This window comes from Conyzicola sp. (assembly GCF_057073975.1).
In genome coordinates, this window is sequence record NZ_JBXMIS010000092.1 from 15,679 (window position 1) to 30,085 (window position 14,407).

Annotated in this window: 15 protein-coding genes; 11 read left to right on the forward strand and 4 right to left on the reverse strand. The window is 68.1% G+C overall.

Features of this window, described 5'->3' with window-relative positions:
* Positions 1-8: 8 nt before the first annotated feature.
* Entirely contained in the window at positions 9-869 is an 861-nt protein-coding gene (locus AC14A7_RS08360) for a DNA-methyltransferase (protein ID WP_484008080.1), read from the forward strand.
* Positions 866-1,663 (forward strand): HAD-IIA family hydrolase, encoded by a 798-nt coding sequence (locus AC14A7_RS08365; protein ID WP_484008082.1) that lies wholly within the window; start codon positions 866-868, stop codon positions 1,661-1,663. The genes AC14A7_RS08360 and AC14A7_RS08365 overlap by 4 nt, the downstream gene beginning before the upstream one ends.
* Before the next feature lie 3 nt (positions 1,664-1,666).
* Here AC14A7_RS08365 and AC14A7_RS08370 read toward each other — a convergent pair whose 3' ends face one another.
* Both AC14A7_RS08370 and pyrE read right to left on the reverse strand, forming a co-directional pair.
* Positions 1,667-2,836 carry a hypothetical protein gene (locus tag AC14A7_RS08370; RefSeq protein WP_484008083.1) on the reverse strand — a complete coding sequence of 390 codons (1,170 nt, stop codon included), beginning with the start codon at positions 2,834-2,836 and terminating at the stop codon, positions 1,667-1,669.
* Positions 2,836-3,387 (reverse strand): orotate phosphoribosyltransferase, encoded by a 552-nt coding sequence (gene pyrE / locus AC14A7_RS08375; protein ID WP_484008085.1) that lies wholly within the window; start codon positions 3,385-3,387, stop codon positions 2,836-2,838. The genes AC14A7_RS08370 and pyrE overlap by 1 nt, the downstream gene beginning before the upstream one ends.
* A gap of 37 nt (positions 3,388-3,424) precedes the next feature.
* On the opposite strand from pyrE, the gene AC14A7_RS08380 reads away from it, so the two are divergent.
* Positions 3,425-4,261: an exodeoxyribonuclease III gene (locus AC14A7_RS08380; RefSeq protein ID WP_484008086.1), complete on the forward strand. Its 837-nt coding sequence runs from the start codon at positions 3,425-3,427 to the stop codon at positions 4,259-4,261.
* A 40-nt stretch (positions 4,262-4,301) separates the two neighbouring features.
* Here AC14A7_RS08380 and AC14A7_RS08385 read toward each other — a convergent pair whose 3' ends face one another.
* Complete coding sequence (locus tag AC14A7_RS08385; protein ID WP_484008087.1) at positions 4,302-5,228, reverse strand: AEC family transporter; 927 nt, start codon at positions 5,226-5,228, stop codon at positions 4,302-4,304.
* 358 nt (positions 5,229-5,586) lie between these two features.
* Between AC14A7_RS08385 and AC14A7_RS08390 the strand changes: the two genes are divergently transcribed.
* The 5 genes from AC14A7_RS08390 (at position 5,587) to AC14A7_RS08410 (ending at position 10,928) form a co-directional block, all read left to right on the forward strand.
* Positions 5,587-6,942 (forward strand): DUF6421 family protein, encoded by a 1,356-nt coding sequence (locus AC14A7_RS08390; RefSeq protein ID WP_484008088.1) that lies wholly within the window; start codon positions 5,587-5,589, stop codon positions 6,940-6,942.
* A gap of 40 nt (positions 6,943-6,982) precedes the next feature.
* Positions 6,983-8,224, forward strand: a complete 1,242-nt coding sequence (locus AC14A7_RS08395) for a sensor histidine kinase (protein WP_484008089.1) — start codon at positions 6,983-6,985, stop codon at positions 8,222-8,224.
* Positions 8,221-8,883: a response regulator gene (locus AC14A7_RS08400; RefSeq protein WP_484008091.1), complete on the forward strand. Its 663-nt coding sequence runs from the start codon at positions 8,221-8,223 to the stop codon at positions 8,881-8,883. The genes AC14A7_RS08395 and AC14A7_RS08400 overlap by 4 nt, the downstream gene beginning before the upstream one ends.
* A gap of 66 nt (positions 8,884-8,949) precedes the next feature.
* Positions 8,950-9,840, forward strand: a complete 891-nt coding sequence (locus AC14A7_RS08405) for an ABC transporter ATP-binding protein (RefSeq protein WP_484008092.1) — start codon at positions 8,950-8,952, stop codon at positions 9,838-9,840.
* A complete protein-coding gene (locus AC14A7_RS08410; protein ID WP_484008094.1) occupies positions 9,837-10,928 on the forward strand; it encodes an ABC transporter permease in 1,092 nt (363 codons plus the stop codon). The genes AC14A7_RS08405 and AC14A7_RS08410 overlap by 4 nt, the downstream gene beginning before the upstream one ends.
* Positions 10,929-10,938: 10 nt before the next feature.
* Here AC14A7_RS08410 and AC14A7_RS08415 read toward each other — a convergent pair whose 3' ends face one another.
* A complete protein-coding gene (locus AC14A7_RS08415) occupies positions 10,939-12,207 on the reverse strand; it encodes an ArgE/DapE family deacylase (RefSeq protein ID WP_484008095.1) in 1,269 nt (422 codons plus the stop codon).
* Between the two features lie 37 nt (positions 12,208-12,244).
* Here AC14A7_RS08415 and AC14A7_RS08420 point away from each other — a divergent pair, with 37 nt between their 5' ends.
* From AC14A7_RS08420 to AC14A7_RS08430, 3 genes are all read left to right on the forward strand, one after another.
* On the forward strand, positions 12,245-13,300 hold the full coding sequence (locus AC14A7_RS08420) for a threonine aldolase family protein (protein ID WP_484008097.1): 1,056 nt from the start codon (positions 12,245-12,247) through the stop codon (positions 13,298-13,300).
* Positions 13,297-13,665 carry a hypothetical protein gene (locus AC14A7_RS08425; RefSeq protein ID WP_484008099.1) on the forward strand — a complete coding sequence of 123 codons (369 nt, stop codon included), beginning with the start codon at positions 13,297-13,299 and terminating at the stop codon, positions 13,663-13,665. Before AC14A7_RS08420 ends, AC14A7_RS08425 begins: the two co-directional genes overlap by 4 nt.
* A 28-nt stretch (positions 13,666-13,693) precedes the next feature.
* On the forward strand, positions 13,694-14,407 hold a 714-nt coding region (locus tag AC14A7_RS08430; protein WP_484008100.1), incomplete at its 3' end, for an AMP-binding protein.

Genomic DNA, 14,407 nt, shown 5'->3' on the forward strand with positions numbered 1-14,407 from the left:
CTCTGCACATGACCGCCGCCTGGACCCCTGACGGCCCCGACACGGTCGTCGCCGGCGACAACCTGCCCGTGCTCGCCGCCCTGCCAGACGAGAGCTTTCGCCTCATCTACATCGATCCGCCGTTCAACACGGGTCGGCCCCAGTCGCGGCAGACGATCACGACCAAGCGAGCGGAGGGCGGATCGCGCACCGGCTTCAAGGGCCGCAGCTACGAGTCGATCAAGGGAACCCTGTACTCCTACGACGACCACTTCGCCGACTACTGGGAGTTTCTCGAGCCACGGCTCATCGAGGCATGGCGACTGCTCGACGACCGCGGCACGCTCTACCTCCACCTCGACTTCCGCGAGGTGCACTACGCCAAAGTCGTGCTCGACGCGCTCTTCGGGCGCGAGTGCTTCCTCAACGAGATCATCTGGGCCTACGACTACGGCGCCCGCGCCACGAAGAAATGGCCGGCCAAGCACGACACGATCCTCGTCTACGTGAAGAACCCTGCGACCTACTTCTTCGACAACGCCGCCGTCGACCGCGAGCCGTACATGGCGCCCGGGCTCGTCACCCCAGAGAAGGCAGAGCGCGGCAAGCTGCCGACCGACGTCTGGTGGCACACGATCGTCTCGCCGACCGGCAAGGAGAAGACCGGATACGCGACGCAGAAGCCCGAGGGCGTGCTGCGCCGCATCGTGCAGGCCTCGAGCGCAGAGGGAGACTGGGTGCTCGACTTCTTCGCGGGCAGCGGCACGACCGGGGCGGTTGCGGCGGCACTGAAACGACGCTTCGTGCTGGTGGAGCAGAACCCGGATGCGATCGCCATCATCCAGCGACGTCTGCCGGAAGGCACCAGCTTCGTTACCATTGCCCCATGAGCGACCGCGGCGAGATCGAGTGCTGGCTGACAGACATGGACGGCGTGCTCGTGCACGAGAACAGCCCCGTCCCCGGGGCAGCAGAGCTGTTGCAGCAGTGGCGCGACCAGGGCAACCCATACCTCGTGCTCACGAACAACTCGATCTTCACCCCGCGCGACCTCAGCGCCCGCCTCAAGGCGAGCGGCCTGCACGTGCCGGAGGACTCGATCTGGACGAGCGCTCTCGCCACCGCCGACTTCCTCAAGTCGCAGATGCCGGGCGGCTCTGCCTTCGTCATCGGCGAGGCCGGTATCACGACCGCATTGCACGAGGCCGGCTTCATCATGACCGAGTCGAGCCCCGACTACGTCGTGATCGGCGAGACCCGCAACTACTCCTTCGAGGCGATCACGAAGGCGATCCGTCTCATCGGCGACGGCTCGCGCTTCATCGTCACCAACCCCGATGCCACCGGCCCGAGCGCTGAGGGGCCGATGCCGGCCACGGGTGCCGTCGCCGCCCTCATCACCAAGGCGACGGGCAAAGAGCCATACGTCGTCGGCAAGCCCAACCCGATGATGTTCCGCTCTGCCATGAACAAGATCGGCGCGCACTCAGAGAACACCGGCATGATCGGCGATCGCATGGACACCGACATCGTCGCCGGCATCGAGGCGGGGCTGCACACCATCCTCGTGCTCACCGGCATCAGCGACCAGGCCGAGATCGACCGCTACCCGTTCCGCCCCGACGAGATCCTCGACTCCGTGGCCGACCTCGTCTTGTCAGAGCCGCGCGAGACCGAGCTCTAGCTCCTACGGGTCGTTGCCGGGGATGCTCGCCACTGGCGCCGCATCGGCAACCGGCACGTTCGCGAGGCTCACGGCGAGGGGCTCACCCGTCGACCGCGTGAGGAAGCAGAAGTACTCGCGCTCGCCCGCATCCCACTGCTCCGCCGTCGCAGGGTAGCTCGCTGAGACCGCGATATCGCTCAGCGCACCAGCAGCCGCGTAGTTGACGCTGGTGGGCGAGGTGCACAGCAGGTTGATGCGGGCCTGCAGCTCGATCGACTCCGGGTACGGTGCGAACGCCTCGTCGCCGAAGATGCCGCGGGAGACGAGCTGGGCGGTGTGCGGCGTGGTGCAGTCGACGACCGTGAACTCCTCTGCCCACGCGTCGGTGAACGGCTCGATGCACTCGGTGCCGAGCAGCTCGTTCCACGCGTAGGTGCCGGGGGCGACCGGGCCGACCGGGGGTGGCGCGGCGACGGGGTCTGCTGTCTTCTCCACCTCGACCGGCTTGGCATCTGGCTTCGGGATGATGCCGGGCGTCTTCGTTCCGAGCAGGAACACACCGACGAGCGCGAGCACCACGACGAGCGCGCCGGCGACGATGGCGAGCAGCTTCTGGGTGCGTCCCATGGGCTCGCGCGGTTCGCGCGGACGCCCGGAGGCGAGAGCACTGACGCCCTCGATCGGCAGCACGGAGTCGTCATACTCCTTGAACTGGCTCTCGCCGAACAGTGAGTCGATGGCCGAGGCGGGCTGGGGTGGCCGGAGCCCCTCATCGCGCAGCTCTGGCAGCCCGACAGGCGCCCCACCGAGAACCTCGGCTGCACCGCTGATCGAGGCGTCGAAGGCGTATGGCTGAGTCTGCTGGTCGTAGCTGGATGCCGCCGGCGGCACCACGGGAGACGCCGGCGTGCGGAAGTCGTAGGCCTGGGTCGGCTGATCCCAGGCGGCGGGAGGCGGAGGCGCGGCGGGGGTTGGCGGTGTGACTGGCGGTGGAGGCGCCGCCTGGGTTGGCGGGCTCGCGGGTGGCGGAGCCGGGGTGAACGGCGATGCGGGCGGCGGAGCCGCGGGGTACTTGGTCGCGGGAGCGGGCGGGGGCGGCTGCTGCTGCGTCAGCGGGGCAGCGGGCTCCTCCGGATCCGGCGTGGCGCCGATACCCCAGTTGAAGCCCGGCGGGGGATTGCGATCAGACACTATTCCAACCCGAGGTCGGCAAGGCCGATCGCCGAGAGGTAGGGGTATCCCGCTGCCTCGATGATCTCCTTTGCACCGGTGTTGCGGTCGACCACGACGGCGACGGCGGCGATGATCGCGCCGACCTTGAGCAGCGCCTCGATGGCGGCGAGGGGTGATCCGCCCGTGGTCGAGGTGTCTTCCAGCACGATGACGCGCTTGCCCTCGAGGTCGGGGCCCTCGACCTGGCGGCCGCGGCCGTGGTCCTTCGGCTCCTTGCGGACGACGAAGGCGTCGTAGCTGCGGCCCATGGCCACGCCCTGGTGCAGCACGGCCGCAGCGATCGGGTCGGCGCCCATGGTGAGGCCGCCGACGGCAGCGACGTCATCGACATCCTTGATCAGGTCGACCATGACCTGGCCGATGAGAGGCGCGACCCGGTGGTCGAGGCTCACCCGGCGAAGGTCGACGTAGTACGTCGCCTTCTTGCCGCTCGTGAGCGTGAAGTCGCCATGGAAGACAGCGTCTGCCTTGATGTAGTCGATGAGCTGCTGCTTGCTGGCGTCGGTCACGCGGTAAATCCTACCGATCGACGGGTACCGTAGCCTCATGCGCGTAGCGACCTGGAACGTCAACTCGATCAGGGCGAGAGCCGGTCGCGTGCTCGACTGGCTCGTGCGAGAAGACGTCGACGTTCTCGCGATGCAGGAGATCAAGTGCAAGCCGGAGCAGTTTCCCTCCGATCTCTTCGAGGAGGCCGGCTACGAGGTCATCGCCCACGGCCTCAACCAGTGGAACGGCGTCGCATTCGCAAGCCGCCTCGGCATGACCGACGTCGAGACGAGCTTCGCCGGCCAGCCCGGGTTTCTCAAAGGAGCAGAGGGGCCAGACCAGCCGCTGGAGGCGCGCGCGCTCGGGGTGACGGTCGACGGCATCCGGCTCTGGTCGCTGTACATTCCCAACGGCCGCGCCCTCGACGACCCGCACCTGCTCTACAAGCTCGACTGGCTCGGGCGGCTGCGCGACTCGACCGCGGCGTTCATCGACGCCAACCCCACGATTCCCGTGGCGATCATGGGCGACTTCAACGTCATCCCGCTCGATTCTGACAACGGAGACCCGGATATCGTGGTCGGCCAGTCGACACACGTGTCACCGGAGGAGCGCGCGGCCTTCGCCTCCTTCGAGGCCGCCGGCCTGCACGACGTGGTGCGACCGCTCGTTCCGGAGGGCTACACGTACTGGGACTACAAGCGGCTGAAGTTCCCCCGCAATGAGGGAATCCGCATCGACTTCATTCTCGGCAGCCAGTCGTTCGCCGACCTCGTGACAGCAGCGAGCATCCACCGTGAGGAGCGCAAGGGCGACGCCCCCAGCGATCACGTGCCGGTGCTGGTCGAGCTCGACGTCGAGTCGGAGGACTCCGGCGACAACTGGTGGTCATAGCGCGCTGAAGCCTTAAGCAGAGGCGCTAGCTCGTCGAGCATCACGAGGGCGCCAGCAGCAGGGCGATGACGAAGAGCACCGGAACGCAGAGCACGGTCGTGAGCAGCACGGTGTCGCGGGCGATGATCATGCCCCGCTCATAGCGCTGGGCGTAGTTGAACACGTTCTGTGCCGTCGGCAGAGCCGCGAGCACCACGAGGCCGAAGAGGTCGTGCCCGTCGAGGCCGAACACGAACCGCGCGAGCAGCCACGCGACCACCGGCATGACCACCAGCTTGAGCGCGGTGGCGAGCAGGATGTCGCGGCGCCCGCTGCCGGGAGCGAGTAGTCGAGAGGCACTCAGCGACATCCCGAACGAGATCAGCACGACGGGAACGGCCGCCGCCCCGATGAGGGCGAACGGCTCGAGAACCACCTCTGGCAGCTCGACGCCCGTGACGGCAACGAGAGCGCCGAGCAGCGAGCCCACGATGAGCGGGTTGCGCACGATGCCGAGCAGCACGAGCCGCACCGAGACGTGGCCGCGAGTCGAGGCATCGAGGATCGCGAGGGCCACGGGTGCGAACAGCAGCAGCTGCACGAGGATGACCGGCGCGCTGAAGCTCGCGTCGCCGAGCACGTAGGCCGCGACAGGGATGCCGATGTTGTTCGCGTTGACGTAGCCGGATCCCAGCGACCCGATCACGGTCTCGGGCACCGCCCGACGGAACACCAGCAGAGCGACGGTGGCGAACAGGGCGAAGCACGTGACGGCCGCGAGCGCGGAGACCGAGAGTCGGGAGGAGAACAGCTCGTGCACGTCGGCCCTCGCGAGCACCGTGAACAGCAGGCACGGCGCCAGCACGTAGAAGACAAGGCGGCTGAGCACATACTGCGCGTGGTCGCCGAGCAGTCGGAGGCGGCCGGCGACGAAGCCGACGAGGATGACGACCCCGATGACCGCGAACCCCGATAGCACTCCAAGCACGTTCTATTGTCGCCCGAGTCTGTACCCCGCGCCCCCGACGTGGGGCGTGACATTGTGTTGTATACCCCCTCGTCGTCCTGCTAAATTCGTCGTAGAGACACTGACTTGTCACCGCGTTGCTCGCGTTACCCCGAATAGCCGAGTGCTTTACCCAGCGCCGAGTGGCACACCCAAAGAAAACGACACGCACCACTCCTACCCGAATTTGAGTGGTGCGTCGTCGTTTAACCGCTGGTGCAACTTAACTGCGCGCAATCCTCCTCATGCGCACGTTCCTGTAGGTCACTCACAACCACGCGCCGCGATCCTGCGAATACCGTTGACTGAGTACGCCTAGTCACGGGATCGGAGGTAAGCCATGTCCACGCAGTCGATAGTCGGTGAACCCGAGGTCCTCGAAGACGTATGGGCGGGGCTCAAAGCTGCCGTCTCCGCGATCCAGCCAATGCAGGCGCAGGACGGCAGCATCCCGGATGCCGCCAACCACGAGAGCGCGCGTGATCTGGTTGCGACAATCGCGTCCTCGATGCTCGCACTGCGCTCGGCGCTGCCGCACGATGACGCCTACCTCGAGGCTTCGGCTCGCGACTTCGAGCGCTGGGCCGCAGCGGGATTCGGCGTGCCCGACTTTCTCGACTCGCTGACCGCGTTCCAGCCACAGCTCGACCGGGTCGACGGCCTCCGTCACGTCGTCGTCTTTCCGATGTACACCCAGAACGGCTCCACCGACCGGCTAGTCGAGGCCGTCTTCATCGAGGTGCTCTGGCCGGAGTTCGTGGCCGCGCTCGAGGCAGGCGACTACTCGAACAAGCTGTTCGTTCCCATCCGGTTCATCGACTTCACCGCGGGCTACGACACCAACTCCGCGGTGCTGTTTCCTGAGACGGTGGCGATGCGCAGCATCCCGACCTTCACCTGGGGAGCCATCTTCGCCGACCGGGAGGCCGCGCGGTTCCGCCGGGTAATCGGGGAGGCCGCCGAGATCACGAAGCTCGAGCTGCCGGAGGGCCTTGCGCGGCTGCTGGGCGACCAGCGCCTGGCGGAGGAGACCTTCGTCATGTGGGATCTCATCCACGACCGCACCCACATGCGCGGCGACCTGCCCTTCGACCCGTTCATGATCAAGCAGCGCATGCCGTACTTCCTCTACTCGCTCGAGGAGCTGCGGTGCGACCTGACCGCCTTCCGCGAGGCGGTTCGGCTCGAACGCGCAGACGACACGGATGCCGTGACCCGCGACCGCGCGAAGCTGGTGCAGTACGCCGTCATCTTCGATCGCATCTTCCGCTTCGCGATCACGGGATCCCGCGTGCGCAACTACGACGGTCTCGGCGGGCAGCTGCTCTTCGCGTGGATGCACCAGCACCACGTGCTGCACTGGACCGACACGAAGCTCGCCTTCGACTGGGACGAGGTGGCCGATGTCGTCATCGCCCTCGGCCACGAGATCGAGGAGCTCTACTGGAAGTCGATCGACCGCCCGAAGGTCGCCCACTGGCTCGCGGCCTACGACATGGTTGCAACCACCCTCACGCCGCATCCTGCCTCGAACTGGGTGCGGCGTGAGATCCCCCTCGACGGACCGCCGAAGGGATACACCGACGCCGTTCTCGACGACGAGTTTCCCCTCTCGATGTTCTACGAGGCCCTCTCGAAGAAGATGAGCGACGTGATCGAGTCGACGAAGGGCATCACGGCCACCTCCCCCGCGTGACGGATGTGACGGCCGACGCGCGCCAGTAGCGTTGTGACCCATGGAGACCTGGGTCAGACCGCGCCCTGGCCGCGTCGGCTACCGCCGTGATGCGGTGCTCGCGTTCGTCATCGCCGTCAGCGGTGGACTCACCGCCGCCCTCTACAGCCGCATCGGCATCTTTCCAGAGCCCGCCCCGGTCTGGCTCACCGTGGTCGTGGTGATCGGGTACTCCGCTCCGCTCGCCTTTCGCCGCCGCTTCCCCGCCGTTGCGGCCGTTGCCGTTGCCGTCGCGTTCTTCGTCGGCGGCCAGTTCAACGTGCCAGAGGCACTGGTCACCAACATCGCCCTGTTCATCGCGATCTACTCGCTCGGCGCCTGGGGCCAGAGCCGTCAGATGGCCAACGTCGTTCGCGCCGTCATCACGGTCGGCATGTTCGTCTGGATCTTCGTCAATCTCGTGGTCACCGTCTTCAATCCAGAGCTCATGCCGAACTTCTCGCGGTCTGGTGTCTTCTCCGAGCTCGCCGCCTGGTCGGTCGTGCAGGTGGCGACCAACCTGCTGTACTTCATCGGAGCGTGGGCGTTCGGCAACGCGATGTGGGCCTCGGCCCGCCAGCGCGCACTGCTCGAGTCGCAGGCGGAGGAGCTGCGGTCTGAGCGCGAGCTCAGTGCCGCACAGGCGGTTGCCCTCGACCGCGTGCGCATCGCTCGGGAGCTGCACGACGTCGTCGCCCACCACGTCTCGGTGATGGGAGTGCAGGCCGGTGCAGCACGACGGGTCGTCGCGAGTGATCCCGGGCAGGCGACCGCCTCGCTCGAGGTCATCGAGCAGAGCGCCCGCAGCGCCGTCGCAGAGCTGCACCACCTGCTGACGACGCTGCGCGACGAGGAGGCAGACCCGGCATCGTCGAGCGCGAGCACCCGGGGTGTCGCACAGCTGCCAGACCTCGTGGCCGCCGCGGGTGTCGAGGTGACCCTGCGGGTGATCGGCGAGCCGCGGCCTCTCACTGCCCTTGTGGGCTTCACGCTCTACCGCGTCGCGCAGGAGTCGCTGACCAACGTTCGCAAGCACGCCGGAGCAGGAGCGACCGCCGACGTGCGACTGCGCTACGAGGCGGACGCCGTCGAGCTCGAGGTGACCGACACCGGTGTGCAGCGTCGCCTCAGCCGCCGCAGCACCGGACTCGGCCAGCTCGGCATGCAGGAGCGCATCGACGCGGTCGGCGGCAGCATCCAGTTCGGCCGGCGCGACCGCGGCGGCTATCTCGTGCGGGCGACGATTCCGACGGGCGAGGTATGATCCGGGTTCTGCTGGTCGACGACCAGGAACTGGTGCGCACGGGCCTGCGCATCATCCTGCAGAGCGAGCCGGGCATCGAGGTCGTCGGCGAGGCGGCGACCGGCGCGACGGCCGTCGACCTGGCGCGGCAGCTGCATCCGGATGTCGTCTGCATGGACGTGCAGATGCCAGACATGGACGGCATCACGGCAACCCGGATGCTGATCGCCGACGACGCGGTCTCCGCCGGCATCCTGATTCTCACCACCTTCAACCGCGACGACTACCTCTTCGACGCGCTGCAGGCCGGCGCGAGCGGATTCGTTCTCAAGACCGCGACGCCGGAGCAGCTCGTCGAGGCCGTGCAGGTCGTGGCGCGCGGCGACGCGCTGCTCTCGCCCGACGTGACGCGCAGCGTGATCCAGCAGTTCGCCCGGCCGATGCCGACCCAGCCCATCCCGCTCGCCGTCGGGCTCACCGATCGCGAGAAGGACGTGCTGCGGCTCATCGCCCGCGGCTATGCCAATGCCGAGATCGCCGCAGAGCTCTACGTGGGCGAGGCAACGGTGAAGACCCACGTGTCGAACCTGTTCGCCAAGCTCGGTGTGCGCGATCGGGTGCAGGCCGTCGTGTTCGCCTACGAGAACGGCTTCGCGGTTCCGGGCGGCTCTCCTCCTTAAGGGGGAGCGCTCAGACACTCGCCAGGGGGAAGTGCGGGACTACCCGCGCCGCGTAGCGTCGAGATCATGAACGCACTCCTCGAGCTCCACTCCGTGACTCGCTCCTACGGCAGCCGCGCCGTGCTGAAGGATGTCTCCTTCGGCGTGCGCGGCGGCCGCATCACCGGCTTCGTCGGCAGCAACGGCGCCGGCAAGACGACGACGATGCGCATCATCCTCGGGGTGCTCAGCCCCGACAGCGGATCGGTCACCCTCGATGGCGAGCCGCTCTCAACCGCTACCCGCCGCCGCTTCGGCTACATGCCGGAGGAGCGCGGGCTGTACCCGAAGATGAGGCTCGCAGAGCAGCTCGTCTACCTCGGCCGCCTGCACGGCATGTCGCCGTCGCAGGCGAAGCAGAGCACCGACGGCCTGCTCGAGCGGCTCACCCTCACCGAGCGCGCCGACGACCTCGTCGAGTCGCTGTCGCTCGGCAACCAGCAGCGCGCCCAGATCGCCGCGGCCCTCGTGCACGAGCCGGAGGTGCTCGTGCTCGACGAGCCGTTCTCCGGACTCGACCCCATCGCCGTCGAGTCGGTGCTCGCCGTGCTCAAGGACCGCGCGGCGGCCGGCGTTCCCGTGCTGTTCTCCTCGCACCAGCTCGACATCGTCGAGCGCCTCTGCGACGACCTCGTCGTGCTGGCCGACGGCGGTATCCGGGCAAGCGGATCCCGCGAGTCGCTGCGCGCGGAGCACTCCTCCGACCGATTCGAGCTGCAGGTCACCGGCGACCTCGGATGGCTGCGCGCGGAGTCCGGTGTTGAGGTGCTCGAGTTCGACGGCGGGTACGCCGTGTTCGAGGCATCGCCCGATGTCGCCCAGCGGGTGCTCACGACTGCCCTCGCCGCATCCGCGGTTCTCCGCTTCGCCCCGAAGCACCCATCGCTCGCCCAGATCTTCAAGGAGGTCATCCAGTGACCGTGTTCTCGCCACCGACCGCTCTCTCCACCACCCGCCTCATCGCTGAGCGGGAGATTCGCATGCGGCTGCGCAGCAAGGCATTCGTCATCTCGACGGCGATCCTGCTGCTGGCCGTGCTCGGCTCGATCGTCATCAGCAGCATCGTCTCCAGCAACGCCGAACCCGACCGGGTTGCGGCCGTCGGCAGTGCCATCGCGCCGCTGGATTCGACACAGCAGTTCGACGTCGTCGAGGCCGATGACCGCGCCGAGGCAGAGCAGCTCGTGCGCGACGGCGACGTGCGAGCCGCCGTGGTGGCTGACGACTCGTCGCCGACCGGCCTGGCAGTCATCGCGCTCGACGACTCCCCCGGCAGCGTCATCACCGCGCTGAGCGTGTCACCGAGCCTCGAGCTGCTCGAGCCGTCAGACCAGAACCCCTTCCTCATCTACCTCGTCTCGCTGGCCTTCGGCGTCGCCTTCTTCATGTCGGCGATCACGTTCGGCCAGATCATCGCGCAGAGCGTCGTCGAGGAGAAGCAGACCCGCATCGTCGAGATCCTCATGGCGACCGTGCCGGTGCGACTGCTGCTGGCCGGGAAGATCATCGGCAACAGCCTCCTCGCCTTCGGGCAGATCGCGGGCATCGCGCTGGTCGCCGGCATCGCGCTTCTCGCGACAGGACAGGACATCCTGCTCGCCGATGTCGGCCCGTCGCTCGTCTGGTTCGTGATCTTCTTCGCCGCCGGCTTCGTGATGCTCGCCTCGCTCTACTCTGCGGCGGCCGCTCTCGTGAGCCGCACCGAGGATCTCGGCTCCGCGCTCACCCCGGTGACAATGCTCGTGATGATTCCCTACTTCGCCGTCATCTTCTTCAACGACAACGAGCTCGTCATCACGATCATGTCGTACGTGCCGTTCGCGGCACCGGTCGGGATGCCGATGCGGGTCTTCCTCGGAACCGCCGCCTGGTGGGAGCCGCTGCTCTCCCTCGCGATCCTGCTGGCGACCACCGCCGTCACGATCGCGATCGGATCCCGCGTCTACGCGAACGGCCTGCTGCGCATGGGCGGCCGGGTGAAGCTGGCGGAGGCGCTGAAGGGGTAGTTCCGCCGTTTCAGAAGTGTGCCCCGCACCGCCGCGCCGCAAGCACGAGCAGTGAGCGCGCCACCGAGATGAGCTCTGCGATCTCGACCTGCTCGCGCGGGGCGTGGGCGAAGCGAACGTCTCCGGGCCCGTAGTGCAGGGTCGGGATTCCGCCGAGCCCGTTGTAGAGCCGCAGGTCGCTGCCGTACGGGGCGGCGCTCCGGGAGGGTGCCGCCCCGCCGAACGCGGTGACGGCGGCAGCGACCTCGTCGATGAACGGGTGCTCCTCTGCGATACGACCGCTGGCGAACTGGCCGCCGGGCCAGGTCACCACCGCAGGGTTGTCGCGCAGCCACGGGTCGCGGGCGCAGGCATCGGCGACCGTTCGCTCGAAGGCGGCACGGGCATCCGACACGTCTTCGCCGAGCTGCACGCCGAGGCGCCCCTCCGCTGTCAGCAGGTCTGGCACGCTGCTCGCCCAGTCGCCGGCTCGAACCCGGCCGACCGAGATCGGGTAGGGCAGGGTCGTATCGAGGAAGAGCGCGTTGCCGGCCGCGTTGCGCTCCCGCTCGAGCTGCTGGATCGCCGTGTACAGGGGAAGGAAGGCATCGAGCGCGTTGACCCCCTCGAGCCGGGTCGAGCCGTGCGCGGCACGACCGGGCACGGCGATCTCGAAGGTGAGGGCGCCGGCGTTGGCGACCATGATGCGACCGCTCGTCGGTTCCGTGAGCACCGCGGCGTCGGCGGTGTGGCCGCGCAGCAGGGTGGCGAAGGCGCCGAGCCCGCCATCCTCCTCGCTGACGACGGAATGGATGCCGAACGCGCGTTCCAAGACCACCCCAGAGCTGGCGAGCGCGCGGGCAACCGCCATGTTGGCCGCAAGCCCCGCCTTCATGTCGCACGCCCCGCGGCCGTGCAGGGTGCCGCCGACGATCGAGCCGCTGAACGGATCGTGGTTCTGCCACTTGTCGAGGTCGCCGGTGGGCACCACATCCACGTGCCCCTGCAGCACGAGGGCAGGGGTGCCCTCGCCGAGCACGCCGACGACGCCGTAGCCCTCGAGGCGCTGCGCCTCGTGGCCAGGGTAGTCGGGATGCGCGTGGGTGGCGTCGAGGTCGATCTTCCACGCGTCGACGTCGAAGCCGGCGCCGAGCAGGAACGCGGACTGCTCGTGCTGCAGCTCCGACTCCGCGTCGGTGCCCGTGACGCTCGGCACCCGCACGAGTCGCACGAGGGAGTCGACGAGCGCCTGCTCGTCGAGGTGGTCGAGCAGTCGGGTCTCGACGTCGGAGAGGGCCATTTCTGCATCCTAGGTGCGGGTAGGCGAGAATGAGGGCGTGACGCAACTCCACGACCCCGGCTCGCGCGGTTTCGCGAGCGACAACTACGCCGGGGCCCACCCCGAGGTGCTCGCCGCGATCGCCGAGGCCAACGGGGGCCATCAGGTCGCTTACGGCGAAGACGTCTACACGGCGCGGCTGCAAGAGGTCATGGCCTCCCACTTCGGGCTGGATGCCGTCACCTACCCGGTCTTCAACGGCACCGGCGCGAACGTCACTGCCCTCACCTCGCTGCTGCCCCGCTGGGGAGCCGTGGTGGCTTCGAGCACCGCGCACATCAACACCGACGAGGGTGGAGCACCGGAGCGGGTCATGGGGCTCAAGCTCCTCACCGTCGACACCCCCGATGGCAAGCTCACACCAGAGCTCATCGACCTCCAGGCATGGGGGTGGGGCGACGAGCACCGGGCCCAGCCGCTCGCCGTGAGCATCACCAACACGACGGAGCTCGGCACGCTGTACACGGTCGACGAGATCCGGGCGATCGCAGAGCACGTGCACGAGCGCGGCATGACCCTCCACCTCGACGGTGCCCGCATCGCCAACGCGGCCGCGGCCCTCGGCGTCTCCCTTCGCGAGTTCACCACCGAGGCGGGGGTCGACATCCTCAGCTTCGGCGGCACCAAGAACGGCCTGCTCTACGGCGAGGCGATCGTCGTGCTCAACCCCGCGGTCAGCGAGGGACTCACCTACCTGCGCAAGCTCACGATGCAGCTCTCGTCGAAGATGCGCTTCGTCAGCGCCCAGCTCATCGCCCTGCTCGAGGGCGACCTCTGGCTGCGGTCGGCGCAGCACTCCAACGCCATGGCCGCTCGGCTGCGGGGTGCGCTCGAGTCGCGAGACCTCCCCGCGCTCGGCTTCACACAGAAGACCGAGGCCAACGCGGTCTTCGCGACGCTGCCCAACGAGGCGGCCGACCGCATCCGCGAGCAGTTCCGCTTCTACGACTGGGACCGCGCCGCCGGCGAGGTTCGCTGGATGACGGCGTTCGACACGCAGGAATCCGACGTCGACGCCTTCGTCGACGCAATAACCGAGGAGCTCACGCGATGACAACCGACGTCCGCACACCGCCAGCAAACACCCCACGCACCTGGGACTTTCTGCTGACCGTCGTGTTCGTGCTGCTGCAGGCCCTGCTCGTGGTCGTGCTGCTCGTCTCGGCGTTCTCGTTCGGAGCCATCAGCACCGGCTGCTCCGGCAACCCGGCCGGATGCGACGCGACCGCCGTGCGCATCGGCCAGGCCCTCTGCACCTTCGGTCCGCCCCTCATCGCCCTCGTGTCGATCCCGTGGGCCATCGCCCGCGTGCTTCGCCGCAAGATCGCGTTCTGGGTCTCGCTCGTCGGCGGGCTCGTCATGGTCGCCGTGTTCTTCCTTGGCAGCACGCTCATGACGATGGGCGCACCGCTGTCCTGACCACTTCTCGCGAAGTTAGGCTGAGGCAATGACGACCGACGCTGACCGACCGTGGCTTGCCTCCTACGCCCCCGGGGTTCCCGATGACATCGACGAGCAGACCGGGTCGCTGTCAGACCTGATCCAGTCGAGCGTCGACCAGTACCCCGGCAACGTCGCCCTCGAGTTCTTCGGCAAGACGACGACATATGCCCAGCTCGGCGACCAGATCGAACGGGCCGCCGAGGGGCTGCGCTCGCTCGGCGTCGGCAAGGGCGACCTCGTCGCCATCATCCTGCCCAACTGCCAGCAGCACGTCGTCGCGTTCTACGCCGTGCTGCGCCTCGGCGCCATCGTCATCGAGCACAACCCGCTCTACACGCCGCGCGAGCTTCGCCACCAGTTCGAGGAGCACGGCGCCAAGATCGTCATCGCGTGGGACAAGGTGGTCGGCACCGTCCAGGAGCTGCCCACCGACCTCGCCGTCAACCACATCGTCTCCGTCGACATGACGCGCGAGATGTCGCTCGTCACGCGAGCCATGCTGCGACTGCCGATCAAGCGGGCGCGCGAGTCGCGCGACGCCCTGACGACGGCGGTGCGGGGAACGACGCCATGGGCGGAGCTGCTGCGCAACCCGGCGCTCGCCGCGACGGTGGCGCGACCGGGCGTGGATGACGTGGCCGTCATCCAGTACACGTCTGGCACCACGGGCAACCCGAAGGGCGCGACGCTCACCCACCGCAACCTCGCGGCGAACGCC